This is a genomic window from Enterobacter sp. 2VL (assembly GCF_005503595.1).
GTDB lineage: Bacteria > Pseudomonadota > Gammaproteobacteria > Enterobacterales > Enterobacteriaceae > Enterobacter > Enterobacter cancerogenus.
The window spans coordinates 493,642-515,136 of record NZ_SCNE01000003.1 but is presented as its reverse complement, the minus strand read 5'-3'; the positions used below and the strand labels follow the sequence as shown (position 1 = coordinate 515,136).

The 21,495-nt window shown below is 57.8% G+C and carries 19 protein-coding genes; 14 read left to right on the top strand and 5 right to left on the bottom strand.

Annotated features, from left to right (window positions below; genetic code table 11):
• Positions 1–59 precede the first annotated feature (59 nt).
• Both FFS28_RS10600 and FFS28_RS10595 read left to right on the top strand, forming a co-directional pair.
• Positions 60–698, top strand: a complete 639-nt coding sequence (locus FFS28_RS10600; protein WP_042320432.1) for a DUF1007 family protein — start codon at positions 60–62, stop codon at positions 696–698.
• Positions 689–1,669 (top strand): nickel/cobalt transporter, encoded by a 981-nt coding sequence (locus tag FFS28_RS10595; RefSeq protein WP_137849509.1) that lies wholly within the window; start codon positions 689–691, stop codon positions 1,667–1,669. The genes FFS28_RS10600 and FFS28_RS10595 overlap by 10 nt, the downstream gene beginning before the upstream one ends.
• 48 nt (positions 1,670–1,717) lie before the next feature.
• Here the strand turns inward: FFS28_RS10595 and suhB are convergent, their stop codons facing one another.
• The gene (gene suhB, locus FFS28_RS10590) at positions 1,718–2,521 is read right to left on the bottom strand and encodes an inositol-1-monophosphatase (protein ID WP_058610314.1); all 804 of its coding nucleotides are present in this window, start codon (positions 2,519–2,521) and stop codon (positions 1,718–1,720) included.
• Positions 2,522–2,653: 132 nt separating this feature from the next.
• On the opposite strand from suhB, the gene trmJ reads away from it, so the two are divergent.
• The 11 genes from trmJ to sseB all read left to right on the top strand — a co-directional run bounded on the left by trmJ (position 2,654) and on the right by sseB (position 11,604).
• Complete coding sequence (gene trmJ / locus FFS28_RS10585) at positions 2,654–3,379, top strand: tRNA (cytosine(32)/uridine(32)-2'-O)-methyltransferase TrmJ (protein WP_137849535.1); 726 nt, start codon at positions 2,654–2,656, stop codon at positions 3,377–3,379.
• A gap of 304 nt (positions 3,380–3,683) precedes the next feature.
• Positions 3,684–4,175, top strand: coding sequence for a Fe-S cluster assembly transcriptional regulator IscR (gene iscR, locus FFS28_RS10580; protein WP_006176693.1), 492 nt, complete (start codon positions 3,684–3,686; stop codon positions 4,173–4,175).
• Positions 4,176–4,291: 116 nt separating this feature from the next.
• Positions 4,292–5,506 (top strand): cysteine desulfurase, encoded by a 1,215-nt coding sequence (iscS, locus tag FFS28_RS10575; RefSeq protein ID WP_058610313.1) that lies wholly within the window; start codon positions 4,292–4,294, stop codon positions 5,504–5,506.
• A gap of 24 nt (positions 5,507–5,530) precedes the next feature.
• Complete coding sequence (iscU, locus tag FFS28_RS10570; RefSeq protein ID WP_003860661.1) at positions 5,531–5,917, top strand: Fe-S cluster assembly scaffold IscU; 387 nt, start codon at positions 5,531–5,533, stop codon at positions 5,915–5,917.
• Between the two features lie 13 nt (positions 5,918–5,930).
• On the top strand, positions 5,931–6,254 hold the full coding sequence (gene iscA, locus FFS28_RS10565; protein ID WP_003860659.1) for an iron-sulfur cluster assembly protein IscA: 324 nt from the start codon (positions 5,931–5,933) through the stop codon (positions 6,252–6,254).
• A 201-nt stretch (positions 6,255–6,455) separates the two neighbouring features.
• Positions 6,456–6,971: a co-chaperone HscB gene (gene hscB, locus FFS28_RS10560; protein ID WP_006176689.1), complete on the top strand. Its 516-nt coding sequence runs from the start codon at positions 6,456–6,458 to the stop codon at positions 6,969–6,971.
• Between the two features lie 15 nt (positions 6,972–6,986).
• Entirely contained in the window at positions 6,987–8,837 is a 1,851-nt protein-coding gene (gene hscA / locus FFS28_RS10555; protein ID WP_137849508.1) for a Fe-S protein assembly chaperone HscA, read from the top strand.
• Position 8,838: 1 nt separating this feature from the next.
• On the top strand, positions 8,839–9,174 hold the full coding sequence (gene fdx, locus FFS28_RS10550) for an ISC system 2Fe-2S type ferredoxin (protein ID WP_006176686.1): 336 nt from the start codon (positions 8,839–8,841) through the stop codon (positions 9,172–9,174).
• 1 nt (position 9,175) lies between these two features.
• Positions 9,176–9,376 (top strand): Fe-S cluster assembly protein IscX, encoded by a 201-nt coding sequence (gene iscX, locus FFS28_RS10545; RefSeq protein WP_006176685.1) that lies wholly within the window; start codon positions 9,176–9,178, stop codon positions 9,374–9,376.
• A gap of 53 nt (positions 9,377–9,429) precedes the next feature.
• Complete coding sequence (pepB, locus tag FFS28_RS10540) at positions 9,430–10,716, top strand: aminopeptidase PepB (RefSeq protein ID WP_137849507.1); 1,287 nt, start codon at positions 9,430–9,432, stop codon at positions 10,714–10,716.
• A gap of 111 nt (positions 10,717–10,827) precedes the next feature.
• Complete coding sequence (gene sseB, locus FFS28_RS10535; protein ID WP_058610310.1) at positions 10,828–11,604, top strand: enhanced serine sensitivity protein SseB; 777 nt, start codon at positions 10,828–10,830, stop codon at positions 11,602–11,604.
• Between the two features lie 18 nt (positions 11,605–11,622).
• Here the strand turns inward: sseB and FFS28_RS10530 are convergent, their stop codons facing one another.
• The 4 genes from FFS28_RS10530 to FFS28_RS10515 form a co-directional block, all read right to left on the bottom strand.
• Complete coding sequence (locus tag FFS28_RS10530; RefSeq protein ID WP_137849506.1) at positions 11,623–12,393, bottom strand: MurR/RpiR family transcriptional regulator; 771 nt, start codon at positions 12,391–12,393, stop codon at positions 11,623–11,625.
• Positions 12,393–13,241 (bottom strand): 3-mercaptopyruvate sulfurtransferase, encoded by an 849-nt coding sequence (gene sseA / locus FFS28_RS10525; protein WP_137849505.1) that lies wholly within the window; start codon positions 13,239–13,241, stop codon positions 12,393–12,395. The genes FFS28_RS10530 and sseA overlap by 1 nt, the downstream gene beginning before the upstream one ends.
• Positions 13,242–13,331: 90 nt before the next feature.
• Positions 13,332–14,699, bottom strand: a complete 1,368-nt coding sequence (locus tag FFS28_RS10520) for a 6-phospho-alpha-glucosidase (RefSeq protein WP_137849504.1) — start codon at positions 14,697–14,699, stop codon at positions 13,332–13,334.
• 12 nt (positions 14,700–14,711) lie between these two features.
• A complete protein-coding gene (locus FFS28_RS10515) occupies positions 14,712–16,256 on the bottom strand; it encodes a PTS transporter subunit EIIC (RefSeq protein WP_137849503.1) in 1,545 nt (514 codons plus the stop codon).
• Positions 16,257–16,542: 286 nt separating this feature from the next.
• Here FFS28_RS10515 and FFS28_RS10510 point away from each other — a divergent pair, with 286 nt between their 5' ends.
• Positions 16,543–21,495: an alpha-2-macroglobulin family protein gene (locus FFS28_RS10510; protein WP_137849502.1), complete on the top strand. Its 4,953-nt coding sequence runs from the start codon at positions 16,543–16,545 to the stop codon at positions 21,493–21,495.

Below are 21,495 nucleotides of genomic sequence, written 5' to 3'. Positions count from 1 at the left end.
GCGGGCCTTTCACTCAGGATTGCGGGCGAACATCACAGAATTTTTGACGTGAGGAGATGATGCAAATAGTTAAACACAGCGCAATGGCGCTATTTTTGGCGGTTTTCACTTTCGGCGCCAGCGCACATCCTCACAGTTTTATCAGCCTGAAGACCGGGCTGGTGACGGACGGCACTCAGCTTAGCGGGCTGAAAATGCGCTGGACGATGGATGAAATCACCTCGGCAGACCTGCTGTACGATGCGGGCAACGCAAAGCCCGGGGATGAGGTCTGGAAAAAGCTGGCGGCGGAAGTGATGGCCAACGTCCTCGGGCAACACTACTTCACCGAGTTCTGGCACAACGGGCAAAAGGTGACGTTTCTGAACCGCCCGACGGAGTACGGCCTGGCGCGCGAGGGCCATCAGGCGGTGCTGACCTTCGTGCTCCCGCTGGCTCACCCTCAGCCGCTGGCCGGGCAGAAATACACCTTCTCCACCTTTGACCCGACCTATTACGTCGACATGCATTACGCGCAGGACAGCGACGTTGAGCTGCCCGCCGCCCTGCAAAAAAACTGCACGGTTGCGGTTCACACGCCAACGCCCAGCGATGAGATGCTGAACTTTGCGGTATCGCTCGATAAAGCCGATGCGCCGCCAGAGGATATGGAATTGGGCAAACAGTTTGCACAGCAGGTAACGTTACAGTGTCAGTGATCGCTTCTCCCACCCGAAAACCGCGCCGCTGGCTGCACCTCTGGCCGCTGGCGCTCTTTTTGCTGCTGGCCGTGTGCGGCATGTTGTGGCTGTGGCAGGCGTGGCCGCAGGTGATGATTAAAAGCATCGTCTGGCAGCGGGAGGTCAATCAGCAGATGAGCGGGCTGCTCAAGGCGGTGGCGGAAAACCCCACCAAAGCGGGCGGCTCCCTGCTGGCGTTTAGCTTTATCTACGGCGTACTGCATGCGCTGGGGCCGGGGCACGGCAAAATCGTGATCGCCACCTGGCTTGCCACGCATCCTTCTAAGCTCAAGTCGAGCATCGGCCTGACGCTGGCATCGTCGCTGCTGCAGGGCGGCGTGGCAATAGCGCTGGTCGTGGTGGTGCTTGCACTGTTACAGCTTCCTGCTCGCCAGCTGCACATGAGCAGCTTCTGGCTGGAGAAGGGGAGTTATGCGCTGGTGGGCGTGCTGGGGCTGATCCTCTGCTGGCGGGCGTTGAAAAAACTGCGCGCGCTGTTACGCAAACCGACCTTCAAAGCCTTTACGCCCCACCATGTCCACGACGCGCACTGCGGCTGCGGGCATCAGCATCTGCCGACGCAGGAACAGTTACAGAACGGCGACGACTGGCGCGCGCGGCTGATGATTATTCTGTCTATGGGGATGCGCCCGTGTTCGGGGGCGATCATGGTGCTGCTGTTCAGCAAGGTAATCGGCGTATTCGGCTGGGGAATTCTCTCGGCCCTGGCGATGGCGGCGGGTACGTCACTGACGATCTCGTCCCTGGCGCTGCTGGTGCACAGCTTCCGCCGTCTGGCGGTAAAACTGAGCGGCAACAACACGCCGGTACTGTGGCGACAGATAGGATGGACAACCCTGGCGCTGGCGGGCGGGGTCATCTTGCTGGTGGCTGCGGTAACGATGTGGGTGAGTGCGGTGCCGGTGGGCAGGGGATTGAGGCCGTTTTAGTCAGGCGCGGTTTGATACCCTCTCCCACAGGGAGAGGGTATTGACCGATTAACGCTTCAGCGCGTCGCTCAGCTCATCGCGCATGTTTGCCAGCATGGCTTTCACGACGCGTGGGTTGCCCGCTACGATGTTGCCGGTAGACATGTAGTTATGGCCGCCGGTGAAATCACAGACAATGGCGCCTGCTTCACGTGCGATCAGCTCGCCCGCAGCAAAGTCCCATGGCTTCAGTGACAGTTCGAAATAGCCGTCAACGCGGCCGGTTGCCACATAGGCCAGATCCAGCGCCGCTGAACCGGTGCGACGGAAGTCAGCACATTCAGTGAACAGTTTGCCCAGGATATTCATATAGGTTGTTGCGTGCTGTTTCGCCTTGAACGGGAAACCGGTCGCCAGAATAGTGCCGTCCAGATCGCGAGCGTTGCTGCAACGCAGACGATAGCCGTTCAGCTGCGCGCCCTGACCGCGGGTAGCGGTGAACAGTTCGTTACGCATTGGATCGTAAACAACGGCGACTTCGGTACGGCCTTTAATGCGTACCGCGATAGACACGGAGAAGTGTGGCAGACGTTTGATGAAGTTGGTGGTGCCATCCAGTGGATCGATAACCCATTGAACATCCTGATCGGTACCTTCATGTTCACCGCTTTCTTCGGTGATGATGGTGTGCTGTGGGTAAGATTTGCGGATCGTTTCGATAATAATCGCTTCTGCGGCTTTATCGACGTTAGTCACGAAATCATTGCTGCCTTTCTGGCTGGTTTCTACGGAGTCGGGTGTTTCGTAGTGTTTGGCAATTACATTACCCGCCTTGCGCGCTGCGCGCACGGCGATGGTCAGCATCGGATGCATCGGTCTCTCTCACTGGATGTTAAAGAACAGGAAAATCGGCGCAGAGTATAGCAGCGGGATCGGATTATGTCTCTCGATTATGCTAATATGCCGGAATATTCTTCAGACACTGAATTCAGACACCTAAAAATTATGCTGCAAAACATTCGAATCGTGCTGGTCGAAACATCGCACACCGGCAATATGGGCTCTGTTGCCCGCGCTATGAAAACCATGGGCTTAACGAACCTGTGGCTGGTTAACCCGCTGGTCAAACCTGACTCTCAGGCCATCGCCCTGGCGGCGGGTGCCAGCGATGTGATCGGCAACGCGCAGATCGTCGATACCCTGGACGAAGCGCTTGCTGGCTGTAGCCTGGTGGTTGGCACCAGCGCGCGCTCCCGTACGCTGCCGTGGCCGATGCTGGACCCGCGTGAGTGCGGCCTGAAAAGCGTTTCAGAAGCCGTGCAGGCACCGGTGGCGCTGGTATTTGGCCGTGAGCGCGTCGGCTTGACCAACGATGAACTGCAAAAATGCCACTACCACGTGGCGATTGCGGCGAACCCGGAATACAGCTCGCTGAACCTGGCGATGGCGGTACAGGTTATCGCCTATGAAGTCCGTATGGCGTGGCTGGCGACCCAGGAGAAAGCACGTACAGAGCCTCAGGAAGAGAACGCCTATCCGCTGGTGGACGATCTGGAACGTTTCTATGGTCACCTCGAGCAAACCCTGCTCTCCACCGGGTTTATCCGCCAGGACCACCCGGGCCAGGTGATGAACAAGCTGCGCCGTCTGTTTACCCGTGCGCGCCCGGAAAGCCAGGAGCTGAACATCCTGCGCGGCATTCTGGCGTCGATTGAGCAGAAGAATAAATAGTGGTCGTCTGTTCGCCGGGTGGCGCTGCGCTTACCCGGCCTACCACGCATTCTCCCTCTCCCCGTGGGAGAGGGCTGGGTGAGGGCATCAGGCAGCACCCTTGTGATACGACACGGTTTTGTAGGTCGGGTAAGCGCAGCGCCACCCGACAAAAAACGGCACAGAAGGTTAAATACCTGACTAAAACAGTCAAGTAAATAGTTGACCAATTTAGTCAGGAATGTCAGACTTGGCCCTGCTATGCAATACCCCCATTTTACAATAAAAAACCCCGGGCAGGGGCGAGTTTGAGGTTAAGTAAGACATGAGACTGACATCTAAAGGGCGTTATGCCGTGACCGCGATGCTGGACGTTGCGCTCAACTCCGAAGCGGGCCCGGTTCCGTTGGCTGATATTTCTGAACGACAAGGGATTTCTCTCTCTTATCTGGAACAGCTGTTCTCCAGACTGCGTAAGAATGGCCTGGTTTCCAGCGTACGCGGCCCGGGCGGCGGTTATCTGCTGGGTAAAGACGCGGGCAGTATTGCGGTTGGCGAAGTGATCAGCGCGGTTGATGAATCCGTTGACGCGACCCGTTGCCAGGGTAAAGGCGGCTGCCAGGGCGGCGATAAGTGCCTGACCCACGCGCTGTGGCGCGATCTGAGCGACCGTCTGACCGGCTTCCTGAACAACATCACCCTCGGTGAACTGGTCAATAACCAGGAAGTTCTGGATGTTTCAGGTCGTCAGCATAGCCATGAATCACAACGCAGCACCCGCGCGCAAGATGCAATCGACGTCAAACTGCGCGCGTAATAAAACGATAAAGATTTCAGAATCAGGCCGGGGCATCGCGCCCCGTGTACTCGGTCGTACATCCAGCCGGTTGCCTGATTCCTTGCATTGAAGCGATGTACGGAGTTTATAGAGCAATGAAATTACCGATTTATCTCGACTACTCCGCAACCACGCCGGTGGACCCGCGTGTTGCCGAGAAAATGATGCAGTGTCTGACTCTGGACGGAAACTTTGGTAACCCAGCGTCCCGTTCACACCGTTTTGGCTGGCATGCTGAAGAGGCGGTTGATATCGCCCGTAATCAGATTGCTGACCTGGTCGGTGCCGATCCGCGTGAAATTGTTTTCACCTCCGGTGCGACCGAATCCGACAACCTGGCGATCAAAGGTGCCGCTAACTTTTATCAGAAAAAAGGCAAGCACATTATCACCAGCAAAACCGAACACAAAGCCGTGCTGGACACCTGTCGCCAGCTCGAGCGTGAAGGGTTTGACGTCACCTATCTTGCGCCGCAGAGCAACGGCATCATCGACCTGAAAGAACTCGAAGCGGCAATGCGCGACGACACCATTCTGGTCTCCATCATGCACGTTAACAACGAAATCGGCGTCGTGCAGGATATCGCCACCATCGGCGAAATGTGCCGTGCGCGCGGTATCATCTATCACGTTGATGCGACCCAGAGCGTGGGCAAACTGCCTATCGACCTGAGCCAACTGAAAGTTGACCTGATGTCCTTCTCCGGCCACAAAATCTACGGTCCGAAAGGTATCGGTGCCCTGTACGTGCGTCGTAAGCCACGTATCCGCATCGAAGCACAGATGCACGGCGGCGGACACGAGCGCGGCATGCGTTCCGGTACCTTGCCTGTCCACCAGATTGTGGGCATGGGCGAAGCATATCGCATCGCGAAAGAAGAGATGGAAAGCGAGATGGCGCGTCTGCGCACGCTGCGTAACCGTCTGTGGGACGGCGTGAAAGATATGGAAGAAGTGTATCTGAACGGCGATCTCGAGCAGGGCGCACCGAACATCCTCAACGTCAGCTTCAACTATGTTGAAGGTGAATCGCTGATCATGGCGCTGAAAGATCTGGCCGTCTCTTCCGGTTCTGCCTGTACGTCTGCAAGCCTCGAGCCATCCTACGTGCTGCGCGCGCTGGGCATGACCGACGAGCTGGCGCACAGCTCTATCCGTTTCTCTTTAGGTCGTTTCACTACCGAAGAAGAGATTGACTACACCATCAAGCTGGTTCGCAACTCCATCGGCCGTCTGCGCGACCTTTCTCCTCTGTGGGAAATGTTCAAGCAGGGCGTGGATCTGAACAGCATTGAATGGTCACATCACTAATCGGTACATAAGGAGAATTCAGTCATGGCATACAGCGAAAAAGTTATTGATCATTACGAGAACCCGCGCAACGTTGGCTCCTTTGACAACAGCGACGAGTCAGTCGGTAGCGGCATGGTTGGCGCGCCGGCGTGTGGCGACGTGATGAAGTTGCAGATTAAAGTCAACAATGAAGGTATCATTGAAGACGCGCGCTTCAAGACCTACGGCTGCGGTTCTGCTATCGCGTCCAGCTCCCTGGTGACCGAATGGGTGAAGGGCAAGTCTCTGGACGAAGCACAGGCAATCAAGAACACGGACATTGCTGAAGAACTCGAACTGCCACCGGTGAAAATTCACTGTTCTATTCTGGCAGAAGACGCGATCAAAGCCGCCATTGCGGATTACAAAAGCAAACGTGAAGCAAAATAATTGAGGTTTGAGTATGTCGATTACCCTTAGCGACAGCGCTGCCGCGCGAGTAAGCTCTTTTCTGGCGAACCGTGGTAAAGGCTTTGGCCTGCGACTGGGCGTACGTACCTCCGGCTGTTCTGGTATGGCTTACGTACTGGAGTTTGTTGATGAACCGGCGTCTGACGACACCGTGTTTGAAGACAAGGGCGTGAAGGTGGTGGTCGATGGCAAAAGCCTGCAGTTCCTCAACGGCACTCAGCTGGACTTTGTAAAAGAAGGCCTGAATGAAGGGTTCAAATTCACGAACCCGAACGTTAAAGACGAGTGTGGTTGCGGCGAAAGCTTCCACGTTTAACCGCGTTCCGCTGTTATACCGATTAATTCGTGTTGCAGAAAGGCGGCAAGCGAGAGAATCCCCGGTCACTTACTTAAGTAAGTGACCGGGGTGAACGAGTGCAGACAACGCATCTGCAGCGCGAAGTAAGAAGGTATAACCCCACCGTGGCTCTACCGCTACGCGTGGGGTTTGTTCTAACTGGCTACCCATGAGATTGTTATGGATTACTTCACTCTCTTCGGATTACCCGCTCAATACCCGATCGATCTGCAGGCCCTGACGATCCGTTTCCAGGATTTGCAGCGTCAGTACCACCCGGACAAATTTGCCAGCGGTACGCAGGCAGAGCAGCTGGCGGCGGTGTCACACTCTGCAACCATCAACCAGGCCTGGCAGACGCTGCGCCATCCGCTGGCGCGGGCAGAGTATCTGCTGTCGCTTCACGGGTTTGATCTCGCAAGTGAGCAGCACACGGTACGCGACACGGCGTTTCTGATGGAGCAGCTGGAACTGCGCGAAGAGCTGGATGAGATTGAACAGGCGAAAGACGAAGCGCGCCTGGAACGTTTTATCAAGCGCGTGAAGGGCATGTTTGATACCCGCCATCAGCAGATGGTGGAGCAACTGAACAACGAGACGTGGGATGTGGCGGCAGATACTGTGCGTAAACTCCGTTTTCTCGATAAACTGCGAAGCAGCGCTGAACAACTCGAAGAAAAGCTGCTCGATTTTTAATTTTCGGAAGCAATTATGGCCTTATTACAAATCAGTGAGCCGGGCTTAAGTGCCGCACCGCACCAGCGTCGTCTGGCGGTGGGGATCGACCTTGGCACCACCAATTCCCTCGTGGCGACCGTGCGCAGCGGCCAGGCGGAGACGCTGGCTGACGAGCAGGGCCGCCATCTGCTGCCTTCCGTGGTCCACTACCAGCAGCAGGGCCACGCGGTGGGCTTTGATGCCCGCGCAAACGCCGCGCGCGACCCGGCCAACACGATCAGCTCCGTGAAGCGCATGATGGGCCGCTCGCTGGCCGATATCCAGACCCGCTACCCGCATCTGCCGTATCAGTTACAGGCCAGTGAAAATGGCCTGCCGATGATCGCCACGGCGGCCGGTCTGCTTAACCCGATTCGTGTTTCCGCGGATATCCTCAAAGCGCTGGCGGCCCGTGCCACGGCGACGCTCGGGGGCGATCTGGACGGCGTGGTCATTACCGTGCCGGCCTATTTTGATGATGCACAGCGTCAGGGCACCAAAGACGCCGCGCGTCTGGCGGGCCTGCACGTGCTGCGCCTGCTGAACGAACCGACGGCGGCGGCGATTGCCTACGGCCTCGACTCCGGTCAGGAAGGGGTCATTGCGGTTTACGATCTGGGCGGCGGCACCTTTGATATCTCGATCCTGCGCCTGAGCCGCGGGGTGTTTGAAGTGCTGGCGACCGGCGGCGACTCCGCGCTGGGCGGCGATGATTTTGACCATCTTCTGGCGGACTACATCCGTGAGCAGGCGGGGATTGCCGATCGCAGCGATGCGCGCGTACAGCGTGAACTGCTGGATGCAGCCATTGACGCCAAAATCGCCCTGAGCGATGCGCAGACTGTTACCGTGAACGTGGCGGGCTGGCAGGGTGACATCACCCGGGACCAGTTCAACGATCTGATTGCTCCGCTGGTTAAACGCACGCTGCTGGCCTGCCGCCGCGCCTTGAAAGATGCGGACGTTGAGGCAGACGAGGTGCTGGAAGTGGTCATGGTCGGCGGTTCTACCCGCGTACCGCTGGTGCGCGAACGCGTAGGCGAATTCTTTGGCCGCACGCCGCTCACCTCCATCGACCCGGACAAAGTGGTTGCCGTGGGTGCCGCTATTCAGGCCGATATTTTGGTTGGCAACAAGCCGGACAGCGAAATGCTGCTGCTGGACGTCATCCCGCTGTCGCTGGGATTAGAAACCATGGGCGGTCTGGTGGAGAAAGTCATTCCACGCAACACCACCATTCCGGTGGCGCGCGCACAGGAATTTACCACTTTCAAAGACGGCCAGACCGCGATGTCCATCCACGTGATGCAGGGCGAACGCGAGCTGGTGCAGGACTGCCGTTCACTGGCACGCTTTGCGCTGCGTGGCATTCCGGCGCTGCCTGCGGGCGGGGCGCACATTCGCGTCACCTTCCAGGTCGATGCTGACGGTTTGCTTAGCGTCACGGCGATGGAAAAATCGACCGGCGTGGAGTCGTCCATCCAGGTGAAGCCGTCCTACGGCCTGACCGACGGCGAAATCGCCACCATGATTCAGGATTCAATGAGCTACGCCGAGCAGGATGTGAAGGCGCGTATGCTGGCTGAACAGAAAGTTGAAGCCGCACGCGTGCTGGAAAGCCTGAACGGTGCACTCACTGCCGATGCCGCGCTGCTCAGCGCCGCTGAGCGTCAGGTGATTGACGAGGCGGCTGCGCACTTAAGCGCCGTCGCCGAAGGCAATGACGCTGACGCAATAGAAGAAGCCATTAAAAACGTTGATAAACAAACCCAGGACTTCGCCGCACGCCGCATGGACAAATCTGTCCGCGTCGCGCTGAAAGGCCAGTCCGTGGACGAGGTTTAATATGCCAAAGATTGTTATTTTGCCTCATGCGGACCTCTGTCCGGATGGCGCAGTTCTGGAAGCGAAGACCGGTGAGACCATTCTCGATGTTGCCCTGCGTGCAGGTATCGAAGTGGAACACGCCTGTGAAAAATCCTGTGCGTGTACAACCTGTCACTGCGTCGTGCGTGAAGGTTTCGACTCTCTTGCCGAGAGCACCGAAGATGAAGACGACATGCTGGATAAAGCATGGGGCCTTGAGCCGGACAGCCGTTTAAGCTGCCAGGCGCAGGTTACCGATGAAGATCTGGTCGTGGAATTCCCACGTTACACCATCAACCACGCACGCGAGCACTAATATGGGACTGAAGTGGACTGACAGCCGTGAAATCGGCGAAGCGCTCTACGACGCAAACCCGGATCTCGATCCGAAAACCGTACGATTCACCGACATGCATCAGTGGATCTGCGAGTTAGAGGATTTTGATGACGATCCCAGCGCATCCAATGAAAAAATTCTGGAGGCGATTCTGTTAGTCTGGTTAGATGAAGCAGAGTAAATCACTTAACGGGCTGCCTTCAGGCGGCCCGTTTGCTAATAAGGATAAATAAAATGACCGAAGCGATGAAGATTACGCTCTCCACTCAGCCTGCCGACGCGCGCTGGGGCGAGAAAGCCGCGTGGAGCATCACTCACGACGGCATCACCCTGCACCTTACCGGCAAAGATGACACCGGGCTGATTCAGCGCGCCGCGCGCAAAATCGACGGTCTGGGCATTAAGCACGTGACCCTTGACGGTGAAGGCTGGGATACCGACCGCAGTTGGGCATTCTGGGCGGGATACAAAGGCCCGAAAGGCACCCGCAAAATCGAGTGGGCGAGCCTCGACGAAGCCGGACAGAAAGAGCTGGAAAACCGCCTGAAAATTATCGACTGGGTGCGTGACACCATCAACGCACCGGCGGAAGAGCTCGGCCCTGAGCAGCTGGCGCAGCGCGCGGTTGACCTGCTGTGCGGCGTGGCGGGCGACAACATGTCCTACCGCATCACCAAAGGCGAAGATCTGCGCGAGCAGAATTATATGGGCATCCACACCGTGGGCCGTGGCTCTGAGCGCCCGCCGGTGCTGCTGGCGCTGGACTTCAACCCAACCGATGATAAAGAAGCCCCGGTCTTCGCCTGCCTGGTGGGCAAAGGTATCACCTTCGATACCGGCGGTTACAGCCTGAAGCAGAGCGCGTTTATGGACTCCATGAAGTCCGACATGGGCGGCGCGGCAACCATTACCGGCGCGCTGGCCTTCGCCATCACCCGTGGTCTGAACAAACGCGTGAAGCTGTACCTGTGCTGCGCGGACAACATGGTCAGCGGCAACGCCTTCAAGCTGGGCGATATCATTCGCTACCGTAATGGCAAAAACGTCGAAGTAATGAACACCGATGCGGAAGGCCGCCTGGTACTGGCCGATGGCCTGATCGACGCCTCTGCCCAGAAGCCGGAGCTGATCATCGATATGGCAACCCTGACCGGTGCGGCGAAAACCGCCCTGGGCAACGATTACCATGCGCTGTTCAGCTTTGATGACAAGCTGGCGGCCCGCGTACTGGCGAGTGCCGCCGAAGAAAACGAGCCGTTCTGGCGTCTGCCGCTGGCCGAGTTCCACCGCAGCCAGCTGCCGTCGAACTTTGCCGAGCTGAACAACACCGCCAGCGCGGCCTACCCGGCCGGAGCAAGCACCGCCGCAGGCTTCCTGTCTCACTTTGTTGAGAACTATCAGGAAGGCTGGCTGCACATCGACTGCTCGGCGACCTACCGTAAAGCGGCGGTTGAACAGTGGTCTGCGGGTGCGACCGGCCTGGGCGTGCGTACCATTGCGAACCTGCTGACGGCAGAGTAAGGCTCTTTGCCCTCACCCTAACCCTCTCCCACGGGGAGAGGGGATGGTTTGCTCCTTCTCCCTTGAGGGCGAGGGCCGGGGTGAGGGGGAAATTCGACATCTGGAATTGTTATGTCCGAAACCAAAAACGAATTAGAAACCCTGCTGGAACAGGCGGCGACCGAGCCAGCCCACCGTCCGGCATTTTTCCGCACGCTGCTGGAGTCCACCGTCTGGGTGCCGGGTACCGCGGCGGAGGGCGAGCAGGTCGTTGAAGACAGCGCGCTGGATCTGCTGCACTGGGAAAAAGACGACGGCACGTCAGTGATCCCGTTCTTCACCTCTCTTGAGGCCCTTCAGCAAGCAGTGGAAGACGAACAGGCGTTTGTGGTTATGCCCGTGCGCACCCTGTTTGAAATGACGCTGGGCGAAACACTGTTCCTCAACGCCAAACTGCCGACCGGCAAAGAGTTCACCCCGCGTGAAATCAGCCATTTGATTGGTGAGGAGGGCAACCCGCTCAGTACGCAAGAGGTGCTGGAAGGGGGCGAAACGCTGCTGCTTTCTGAAGTGGCCGAACCGCCCGCGCAGATGATCGATTCTCTGACCACGCTCTTCAAAACCATCAAGCCAGTGAAACGCGCGTTTCTCTGCTCCATCAAAGAGAGCGCCGATGAACAACCGGTGCTGCTGATTGGTATTGAGGCAGACGGCGACATTGACGAGATCATCCAGGCGGCGGGAAGTGTTGCTACCGACACGCTGCCGGGCGATGAGCCCATTGATATCTGTCAGGTGAAGAAAGGCGAGAAAGGCATTAGCCACTTTATTACCGAACACATCACGCCGTTCTATGAGCGTCGCTGGGGCGGGTTCCTGCGCGATCTCAAAACCAACCGCATTATCTGAATTCCTCGGGGTGAAGCCTCACCCCGTTGCTTCCAGCAGTAGTAAATCCATCAGCAGGACCAGATTCGACTCAAACGACGTCACCCCCGCGGCTTCGGCGGCGTAGTGCACCGCTTCGTCATATAACGCGAAATGTAAATCCGCCATGCCTGCCAGCGTGTTTGCCGAGGCGCGGGTAAAGGCCACCACCGTCATCCCGACGTTTTTTGCGATCCGCGCTTTGTCCAGCACCTGCTCGGTTTCACCGCTGCGGGAAACGGCAATAAAGACCTGATAGCGCGCGGCGTTGCTGAGAAAGATATTCCGGCTATCGCCCGGCCCGGAAATAAACGCCGTTTTGCCCAGCACCTGCAATTTTTTGGTGAGGTACTCGGCGAACAGATAAGAAAACCCGGCACCGTAGAGAAAAAAACTCTCCTTCTGGCGGAGCAGGTCGGCAAAACGCTGGCGTTTGTCCTGCGTCGCCCACTGAAAGGTCTGTTGATAGTTGGCAATAAACTGGTTAAACAGCGCGGGCAACTCTGCGTGCTGCTCAGCCTGCGCGGTAATGTGCGGGGTGTCTGAAAGGAGCTGCTTGCAGTGCCAGATAAACTCGCTAAAGCCGCTGAAACCCAGCTTCTGGCACAGCCGCATGATGGTGGCGGTAGAGGCAAACGTCGCCTGGGCCAGCTCGCGCACCGTGATGTTACCCACCAGCAGCGGATGTTCCGTAAGGTGGGCCAGCACGCGATATTCCGCGCGGGTCAGAGACGTTCCGCGCGTTAACAGCGTGGTCAGGCGGTTATCCATTACTGAGCGGGTTCTACGGGCAGATCGTCACGCGCGCCCCATTCGCTCCAGGCACCGTCATATAGCGTAACGTCGTTTGCGCCGAGGGTGGCAAGCGCCAGAATCACCACGCAGGCCGTCACGCCGGAACCGCAGCTGGCAACGATTGGGTGCTGTAAATCCACGCCCTGACGCTCGAAAATAGCGCGCAGCTCGTCTGTGGTTTTTAGCTCGCCCTCAAACACCAGTTCGCCCCACGGCACGTTGATCGCGCCGGGAATATGGCCGCGCTTCAGCCCTGCACGCGGTTCATCGGCTTCGGCGTTGAAACGGGGAGCCGGGCGGGCATCGACAATTTGCGCTGTTTTTTCGTGGCTAATGACCAGCACGTCCGTCAGGCGTTTCACCGCGTTCGCATCAAACTGCGCGTCGAAATCGCCTTCCGGCAGGGTAACGTCACCCTGCTGCAGCGGCAGTTCATCGCGCTTCCAGCCTGCGAGGCCGCCCGCGAGAATAGAGACTTTCTCAACGCCAGCATTTTTCAGCATCCACCACGCGCGCGGTGCAGAGAAGAGGTTACCTTCGTCGTAAATCACCAGATGCTTGTCGCGGCTAACGCCCAGCTCGCGCATGGCTACGGAGAAGGCTTCCGGGCGCGGGAGCATGTGCGGCAGGGGAGAGGTGTGATCGGACAGCGCTTCGATATCAAAGAAAACCGCGCCCGGCAGATGTCCGGCGCGGTATTCCGCGGTCATATCGCGAAGATGCTCCTGCCCGGCAGGGGCCATTCGCGCGTCAATAATCTGAACTTCCGGGTCGTCGCTGTGCTCAATCAGCCAGTCGGCGGCGACAAAATATGAGGTGGACATGGGTTGCCTCCGTTCTTTTCCATAAAAGAAGATTGTCGGTGTTTTTTCTGACACCGACAAGCAAACCACGTTCAACTCGCGAGCAAGCCCCTATTTTTTCACCGCTTCGCCGTCCTGCCAGGCTTTTTGCAGCGTCGGCCAGTAGTCACGGTTAGCCTCAATCATCTCATCAAGAATGGCTTTCGCGTGCTCCATCGTCGGTACGGTGCGATTCAGGGTAAATGCCTGCAGCGCTTTCTCGTAGCTGCCCTCAAGGGTGGCCTCCACCAGGAGTTGTTCGCAGGCAAGCTGCTGTTGCAGCAGCGTCTGGTGGAACAGCGGAACCTGCCCCACACGGACCGGCTCTGGCCCTTCAGAGGTGATATAGGCCGGGACTTCCACCACCGCATCGTACGGCAGGTTGATAATCGCCCCGCGGTTTTCCACCATCACCAGATGGCGCTGGCGCAGGTTGAATGCCAGCGAGCAGGCCACGTCGACAATAAATTCGCCGTGAACGCCGACGTGGAAAGCATCCGGGAGAATGCCAGTACGCTTGTACTCTTCGGCGGCGGCAAACAGCTTTTTCTCACGCCCGTTCATCACTTCGTTGGCGCGGGTATAATCCGGGTCCTGATGTTCCACAATCTGGTTCGGCATCAGGTAATACTGCAGATACGGGTTCGGCAGATACTCCGGGAAGTTATCCATAATCGGCTTGATGTTGCGCCAGGTCTTCACCCACGACGGATCCGAGTGCTGTGGATCGGTTTTGGCCGCATCCTCCGTCAGAAGGCCAAACTTCGCGATATGCCGACGCAGCTCCGGCAGTTTGTCCTCACCGTCGACCCGCACGCGGGTGAACCAGCCGAAGTGATTCAGGCCAAAGTAATCCACGTCGAGCCTGCGGCGATCCACACCGAGAATTGCCCCCATATTACGCATGGCGGCAACGGGCATATCGCAGATGTTCAATACCCGGGCGTTCGGGCGCAGGCGACGCACACCTTCGGCGACGATGGCCGCCGGGTTGGAGTAGTTAACGATCCAGGCTTTCTGATGCGCGTAGCGTTCGACCAGATCGACCAGCTCCACCATCGGCAGGATCGTACGCAGACCGTAGGCCAGCCCGCCCGGTCCGCAGGTCTCCTGCCCAACCACACCGTGTCGCAGGGGGATCTTTTCATCCTGCTCGCGCATCTTGTACTGGCCGACGCGCATCTGCGCGAACACGAAGTGCGCCCCGCTGAAGGCCACTTCCGGATCGGCGGTGACGGTAAATTTGATGCTCTGGCTGTGGTCACGGATAACCTTCTCGACGACCGGCGCAATGGTGTTCTGACGCGCGTCGTCAATATCATAGAGGCGTATTTCGGCCAGCGGGAAATCCTGCAGGCGCACCATCAGGCTTTTCACAATACCCGGCGTGTAGGTACTACCGCCGCCGGCAATAGAGAGAATGAACGGGGGTGTAAACATGTTTTGCTCCTGTCAGAGAAACGTCTCAACGGCTTCTCGCATTTTTTTGACGTGCAGCCCGTAGACCACCTGAACGTTGTTACCTTGTTTGATAATGCCTTTCGCGCCGGTCGCTCTGAGTCGCGGCTCGTCGATAATGGCAACATCTTTTACCGTGACGCGCAGACGGGTATAGCAGTTATCCACGACCTCAATATTTTCCCGACCGCCAAGGCCTGTGACGATGGACTCGCCCAGACCGTCGTTGTTGCCTTTTGCCTGGTACTCTTGCTTGCTGTAGAGACGCGTCTCCTGCTCGTCATCCTCCCGCCCTGGCGTTTTCATGTTGAAGCGCAGGATCAGGAAGCGGAACACCACGAAGTAGAGGGCGAACATAATCAGCCCGACCACGATGTACATCGGCCAGTTGGATTTCTCCGTCCCAAGCGGCAGGTTGTAGAGAATGAAATCGATAATGCCGTTGGCACCGATGGCATGTACGCCAAACAGCGAAAAGAGCATCATGCCGATGCCGGTCAGCACCGCGTGAACCACAAACAGCAGCGGTGCGACAAACAGGAAAGAAAACTCGATGGGTTCAGTCACGCCCACCAGCAGGGAGGTGAGCGCCGCCGGGATCAGAATGGCTTTTGCGATGGCCTTTCGCTCGGGTCTGGCGGTCATGTACATCGCCAGTGCCGCCGCGGGCAGGCCGAACATTTTGCTGATGCCGCGCGCATCCCATACCACCGTGCTGCTCAGCTGTTTCACGTCCGGGCAGGCCATTTCAGCAAAGTAGATATTACGGGCACCCTGATAGGTTGCCCCGCAGACCTCCTGCGTGCCGCCCAGTTCGGTGTACAGGAAAGGCGTATAGACCAGATGATGCAGCCCGGTCGGCACCAGGATACGTTCCAGAAAACCGTAGATCATCACGCCAAATGGACCCGAACCCTTGATTGCCAGCGCCAGCGCGCTGATGCCGTGCTGAGCGAAAGGCCACAGCTCGCTCATCACCACGCCCAGCAGCATGGAGACCGGGAGCATCACAATGGCGACAAAACAGTGGCCGGAGTAAATCGCCATCGCGCCGTTAAACTGAACGCCGGAGTATTTGTTGTACAGATACCCGGAGAGCGCCCCGGTCAGGATCCCGGCAAACACGCCCATCTCCAGCACCTGCACGCCCAGCACCATGCCTTGCCCGGCGGCTTTCATCTGGTCAGCCGGTGCCAGTTCCCCCTGTAACTGCAGGGTAACGTTCATGGCATTGATAAACACGACAAAGGTGACCAGCCCAATCAGCGCCGCGTAGCCCTTATCGCGCGAGGCCAGGCCAATCGGGATGCCGACCGCAAACACCAGCGCCAGGTTGACCAGCACCGACACGGCGGATTTGGCGATCAGCTGGCCGATACTCTGGATCAGCGGATGGCCGAGAAACGGCAGATACTCCGCCAGATTACCGTTACCGAGCACGTTACCCAGGGCGATAAACAGCCCGACGATCGGTAAGATAAGTACCGGGCCGTATAATGATTTTCCGAAATTTTGTAGGGCGTTCACGGCTCGTTTCATGGCTATCTCTCTTATTGAACCGCGCACTTGGCGTGCGTCTCAGGCTTAAAATTAGCAGGCGATCAGCGACTTAATCCAGCTATCTACTTGTTTTAAAAACAAATGACGTGAAAGGTTACATGTTACGTTTGAGCCTGTGATCGCGGTATCAGGCACCTCCTGCAGCGGGACAGAACTTTGCGAGGCGCTCTCCAGAATCTAAAAATGGACTTCTGGTATTAATGAAACTTGCGGATAATACTTACCCGGAAGACGACCAACAGGCCCGAAAGGCCAGGGACAAAGGATGAAACCGTTTCGCTTAGGCGCGCTCTCACTCGCGCTACTCACCGCGTTCGCGCTTGTCGGCTGTGATAACAGCGACGAAAAACCTCAGGCCGCAGCGCCTGCAGCGACAACGACAGCGGCCCAGAAGGCACCCGAAAAACCAAACGCTGAGACGCTGGCAAAGCTGGCGGCAGCGAGTCAGGGGAAACCGCTGACCCTGCTGGATGCCTCCGAAGTCCAGCTCGACGGCGCGGCCACGCTGGTGTTGACCTTCTCCGTTCCGCTCAATCCCGATCAGGATTTCGCTAAAACGGTGCACGTTGTCGACAAGAAAAGCGGCAAAGTGGATGGCGCCTGGGAACTTGCGCCCAATCTGAAAGAGCTGCGCCTGCGCCACCTTGAGCCGAATCGTAATTTGGTCGTCACCATTGAACGCCCTCTGCAGGCGCTCAACAAAGCCACGTTTGGCACCGACTACGAAAAAGCGCTGACCACCCGCGACGTCGAGCCGACGGTCGGTTTTGCCAGCCGTGGCTCGCTGCTACCGGGTAAAGTGGTCGAAGGGCTGCCGGTGATGGCGCTGAACGTGAACAACGTGGATGTGAATTTCTACCGCGTGAAGCCTGAATCACTGGCCTCGTTTGTCAGCCAGTGGGAATACCGTAATTCCCTCACCAACTGGGAATCTGACAATCTGCTGAAAATGGCGGACCTGGTGTATACCGGACGTTTCGACCTCAACCCGGCCCGTAACACCCGTGAAAAACTGCTGCTGCCGCTGCGCGATATCAAACCGCTACAGCAGTCTGGCGTCTACATCGCCGTGATGAACCAGGCGGGCCACTACAACTACAGTAATGCGGCCACGCTTTTCACCTTAAGCGATATCGGCCTGTCCGCTCACCGCTATCATAACCGTCTGGATATTTTCACCCAGAGCCTGGAAAACGGCGCCGCGCAATCTGGCGTGACCGTCACGCTGCTGAACGATAAAGGCCAAACTCTCGCCGAAGCGAACAGCGACGCTGACGGACATGCAAAGCTCGAAACCGACAAAGAGGCGGCGTTGATTCTGGCCAGCAAAGACGGTCAAACCACGCTGCTCGATCTTAAGCTGCCCGCGCTGGACCTGGCGGAGTTTGATATCGCAGGCGCGCCGGGCTACAGCAAGCAATTCTTTATGTTTGGCCCACGCGATCTCTATCGCCCTGGCGAAACGGTGATCCTGAACGGCCTGTTGCGCGACAGCGACGGGAAACCGCTGCCCGCGCAACCCGTTAAACTCGACGTCCTGCGCCCGGACGGGCAGGTAGCGCGTACCGTCATCGTTCAACCGGAAAACGGCCTCTATCGCTTTAATTATCCGCTCGACAGCGGGGCGCAGACCGGGATGTGGCACATTCGTGCCAATACGGGCGACAATCAGCAACGCCTGTGGGATTTCCACGTCGAAGATTTTATGCCGGAGCATATGGCGCTGAATCTGACTGGTCAGAAAACGCCGGTCTCCCCGCAGGAGGACGTGAACTTTGACGTGGTCGGCTACTATCTGTATGGCGCACCGGCCAACGGTAACTCCCTGCAAGGCCAACTCTTCCTGCGCCCGCTGCGTGATGCGGTCGCCGCGCTGCCTGGCTTCCAGTTTGGCGATATCACCGAAGAGAACCTGAGCCGCAGCCTGGATGAAGTGCAGCTCACGCTTGATGAACAAGGGCGCGGGCAGGTCACACTGGAGAGCCAGTGGAAAGAGGCCCATTCTCCGCTGCAACTGATCCTGCAGGCCAGCCTCCTGGAATCGGGCGGTCGTCCGGTGACGCGTCGTGCCGAGCAGGCGATCTGGCCCGCAGCAGCGCTGCCGGGCATTCGTCCGCAGTTCGCCAGCAAGGCGGTATATGATTACCGTACCGACACCACCGTTAATCAGCCGATTGTCGACGAGAACGGCAACGCCAGCTTTGACATTGTTTATGCTGATGCCACCGGCGCGAAAAAGGCGGTTTCCGGGCTTCAGGTACGTCTGGTTCGCGAACGCCGGGATTACTTCTGGAACTGGTCGGAGAGTGACGGCTGGCAGTCTCAGTTTGATCAAAAAGATCTGATTGAGGGTGAGCAGGATCTGACCCTTAAAGCTGATGAAACCGGCAAAGTCACCTTCCCGGTGGAGTGGGGCTCTTACCGTCTGGAAGTCAAAGCGCCTGACGATAAGGTCAGTAGCGTGCGCTTCTGGGCGGGTTACAGCTGGCAGGATAACAGCGACGGCACGGGTGCCGCACGCCCTGACCGCGTAACGCTGAAGCTTGATAAACCCGCCTATCAGCCGGGTGACACCATTAAGCTGCATATCGCTGCCCCAGCCGCAGGGAAAGGCTACGCCATGATCGAATCCAGCGAAGGTCCGCTGTGGTGGAAAGAGATCGACGTTCCGGCCAAGGGTCTGGATCTTAGCATCCCGGTCGATAAAGCCTGGAAACGCCACGATCTCTACCTCAGCACGCTGGTGGTGCGTCCCGGTGATAAATCCAAATCGGCCACGCCGAAACGTGCGGTAGGTTTGCTGCATCTGCCGATGGGCGACGAAAATCGCCGTCTGAACATTGCGCTGGATAATCCGCAAAAAATGCGTCCGAATCAGACGCTTTCCGTGAAGGTTAAAGCCAGCGTGAAAGAGGGCGCTGTACCGCAGAAAGTGAACGTTCTGGTGTCAGCCGTCGACAGCGGCGTGTTGAATATCACCGACTACGTCACGCCGGATCCGTGGGAAGCATTCTTTGGCCAGAAACGCTATGGCGCAGATATTTATGACATCTATGGTCAGGTGATTGAAGGGCAGGGCCGTATGGCCGCGTTGCGCTTTGGTGGCGATGGCGATGAGCTTAAGCGTGGCGGTAAGCCGCCGGTAAATCACGTCAACATCATTGCTCAGCAAACACAGCCGGTTGAACTGGATGCCAATGGCGAAGGTACCCTTACGCTGCCGATTGGTGATTTCAACGGGGAGCTGCGTCTGATGGCGCAGGCCTGGACCGAAGAAGACTTTGGCAGCAGCGAAAGCAAAGTGATTGTGGCCGCACCTGTTATTACCGAACTTAATACGCCGCGCTTCCTTGCCAGCGGCGACACCTCACGGTTGACGCTCGACCTGACTAACCTCACCGACCAGCCGCAAACGCTGAATGTTGCCCTGACGGCTAACGGAAAAATCGCCCTGGAAGGCGCGCAGCCGCAGCCGGTAGAGCTTCCTCCGGGAGCACGCTCTACGATGTTTATCCCGGTACGCGCGCTGGATGGCTACGGTGAGGGGGAAGTAGTTGCTCAGGTGACGGGGCTCCAGCTTCCGGGCGAGACGTTTGCGCCGCAGCAGAAGAGCTGGAAAATCGGCGTACGCCCTGCATTCCCTGCTCAGACGGTGAATACCGGCGCTATGCTCAACCCGGGCGAGTCATGGACCGCGCCAGCACAGCACATTGATGGTTTTTTTCCGGCGACGCTGCAAGGACAACTGTTGCTGAGTGGTAAGCCGCCGTTGAACCTGGCGCGCTATATCCGTGAACTGCAGGCCTATCCGTACGGCTGTCTCGAACAAACCACCAGCGGCCTGTTCCCGTCGCTCTATACCAATGCAGCGCAGTTAACGGCGCTCGGCATTAAAGGAGATACAGACGACAAACGTCGCGCGGCGATTGATGTTGGCATCTCCCGTCTGCTGCAGATGCAGCGTGACGATGGCGGGTTTGCGCTGTGGGATAAAAACGGTCCGGAAGAGTACTGGCTGACGGCCTATGTGACGGACTTCCTCGTTCGCGCAGGCGAACAGGGCTACAGCGTGCCTGCCGATGCGGTCAACAATGCCAACAACCGACTGCTTCGCTATCTGCAGGACCCGGGCATGATGTCCATTCGCTACAGCGACGACACGCAGGGGAGCAAGTTTGCGGTGCAGGCCTATGCTTCGCTGGTTCTGGCCCGTCAGCAAAAAGCGCCGCTGGGGGCGCTGCGTGAAATCTGGGATCGCCATTCACAGGCGGCTTCCGGACTACCGCTTATGCAACTCGGAATGGCGCTGAAATTGATGGGTGACGCCCCGCGCAGCCAGCAGGCGCTGGATCTGGCACTTAAAACGCCGCGTAACGACAGAAAAACCTGGATGGCGGATTACGGAAGCCAACTGCGTGACAATGCGTTAATGCTCTCCCTTCTCGAAGAGTACAAGCTGTTACCGGATGCGCAGAATACGCTTCTGAATACCTTGTCTGAGCAGGCCTTCAGCCAGCGCTGGCTCTCAACGCAGGAGAGCAATGCGCTGTTCCTGGCAGGGCGTTCGCTGCAAACCCTGAGCGGGGCATGGCAGGCGAAAACCTCTCTATCTGATGCTGCCTCAGGCGCAGACAAAGCGCAGGTACAAAACCTCAACGGTGACCAGCTTGGTTCGCTGCAGGTGACCAATACCGGCACGACGCCTTTGTGGATACGTCTCGACAGCATGGGGTATCCGGAATACATGCCGCAGCCTTCCTCAAACGTTCTGCAGATTGAGCGCCATATTCTGGCGACCGATGGCAGCACTAAATCGCTTTCATCCCTGAAGAGCGGTGAGCTGGTGCTGGTGTGGCTGGAAGTGAAAGCCAGCCAGAACGTCCCGGATGCCCTGGTGGTGGATCTGCTGCCTGCGGGGTTAGAGCTGGAAAACCAGAACCTGGCAAGCAGCAGCGCCAGCCTGCAGGACAGCGGCAGTGAAGTTCAGAACCTGCTTAACCAAATGCAGCAGGCTGATATACAGCATATGGAATTCCGCGACGATCGCTTTGTCGCAGCGGTACCGGTCAACGAAGGCCAGCCGGTGACGCTGGTTTATCTGGCGCGCGCGGTCACGCCGGGAGTCTATAAAGTGCCGGTCCCGATGGTGGAATCGATGTACGTTCCTCAGTGGCGGGCAACGGGGTCGGCCAGTGGCCCACTGATTGTTGTTCCGTAA

Excerpts from the sequence above, each read along its gene's own strand:
- fdx (WP_006176686.1), top strand. The coding sequence starts at position 8,839 with ATGCCAAAGATTGTTATTTTGCCTCATGCGGACCTCTGTCCGGATGGC.
- FFS28_RS10520 (WP_137849504.1), bottom strand. The coding sequence starts at position 14,699 with ATGTTTACACCCCCGTTCATTCTCTCTATTGCCGGCGGCGGTAGTACC.
- pepB (WP_137849507.1), top strand. The coding sequence starts at position 9,430 with ATGACCGAAGCGATGAAGATTACGCTCTCCACTCAGCCTGCCGACGCG.
- iscA (WP_003860659.1), top strand. The coding sequence starts at position 5,931 with ATGTCGATTACCCTTAGCGACAGCGCTGCCGCGCGAGTAAGCTCTTTT.
- iscR (WP_006176693.1), top strand. The coding sequence starts at position 3,684 with ATGAGACTGACATCTAAAGGGCGTTATGCCGTGACCGCGATGCTGGAC.
- hscB (WP_006176689.1), top strand. The coding sequence starts at position 6,456 with ATGGATTACTTCACTCTCTTCGGATTACCCGCTCAATACCCGATCGAT.
- suhB (WP_058610314.1), bottom strand. The coding sequence starts at position 2,521 with ATGCATCCGATGCTGACCATCGCCGTGCGCGCAGCGCGCAAGGCGGGT.
- FFS28_RS10510 (WP_137849502.1), top strand. The coding sequence starts at position 16,543 with ATGAAACCGTTTCGCTTAGGCGCGCTCTCACTCGCGCTACTCACCGCG.
- iscU (WP_003860661.1), top strand. The coding sequence starts at position 5,531 with ATGGCATACAGCGAAAAAGTTATTGATCATTACGAGAACCCGCGCAAC.
- FFS28_RS10515 (WP_137849503.1), bottom strand. The coding sequence starts at position 16,256 with ATGAAACGAGCCGTGAACGCCCTACAAAATTTCGGAAAATCATTATAC.
- trmJ (WP_137849535.1), top strand. The coding sequence starts at position 2,654 with ATGCTGCAAAACATTCGAATCGTGCTGGTCGAAACATCGCACACCGGC.
- sseB (WP_058610310.1), top strand. The coding sequence starts at position 10,828 with ATGTCCGAAACCAAAAACGAATTAGAAACCCTGCTGGAACAGGCGGCG.
- FFS28_RS10600 (WP_042320432.1), top strand. The coding sequence starts at position 60 with ATGCAAATAGTTAAACACAGCGCAATGGCGCTATTTTTGGCGGTTTTC.
- FFS28_RS10530 (WP_137849506.1), bottom strand. The coding sequence starts at position 12,393 with ATGGATAACCGCCTGACCACGCTGTTAACGCGCGGAACGTCTCTGACC.
- iscS (WP_058610313.1), top strand. The coding sequence starts at position 4,292 with ATGAAATTACCGATTTATCTCGACTACTCCGCAACCACGCCGGTGGAC.
- iscX (WP_006176685.1), top strand. The coding sequence starts at position 9,176 with ATGGGACTGAAGTGGACTGACAGCCGTGAAATCGGCGAAGCGCTCTAC.
- hscA (WP_137849508.1), top strand. The coding sequence starts at position 6,987 with ATGGCCTTATTACAAATCAGTGAGCCGGGCTTAAGTGCCGCACCGCAC.
- sseA (WP_137849505.1), bottom strand. The coding sequence starts at position 13,241 with ATGTCCACCTCATATTTTGTCGCCGCCGACTGGCTGATTGAGCACAGC.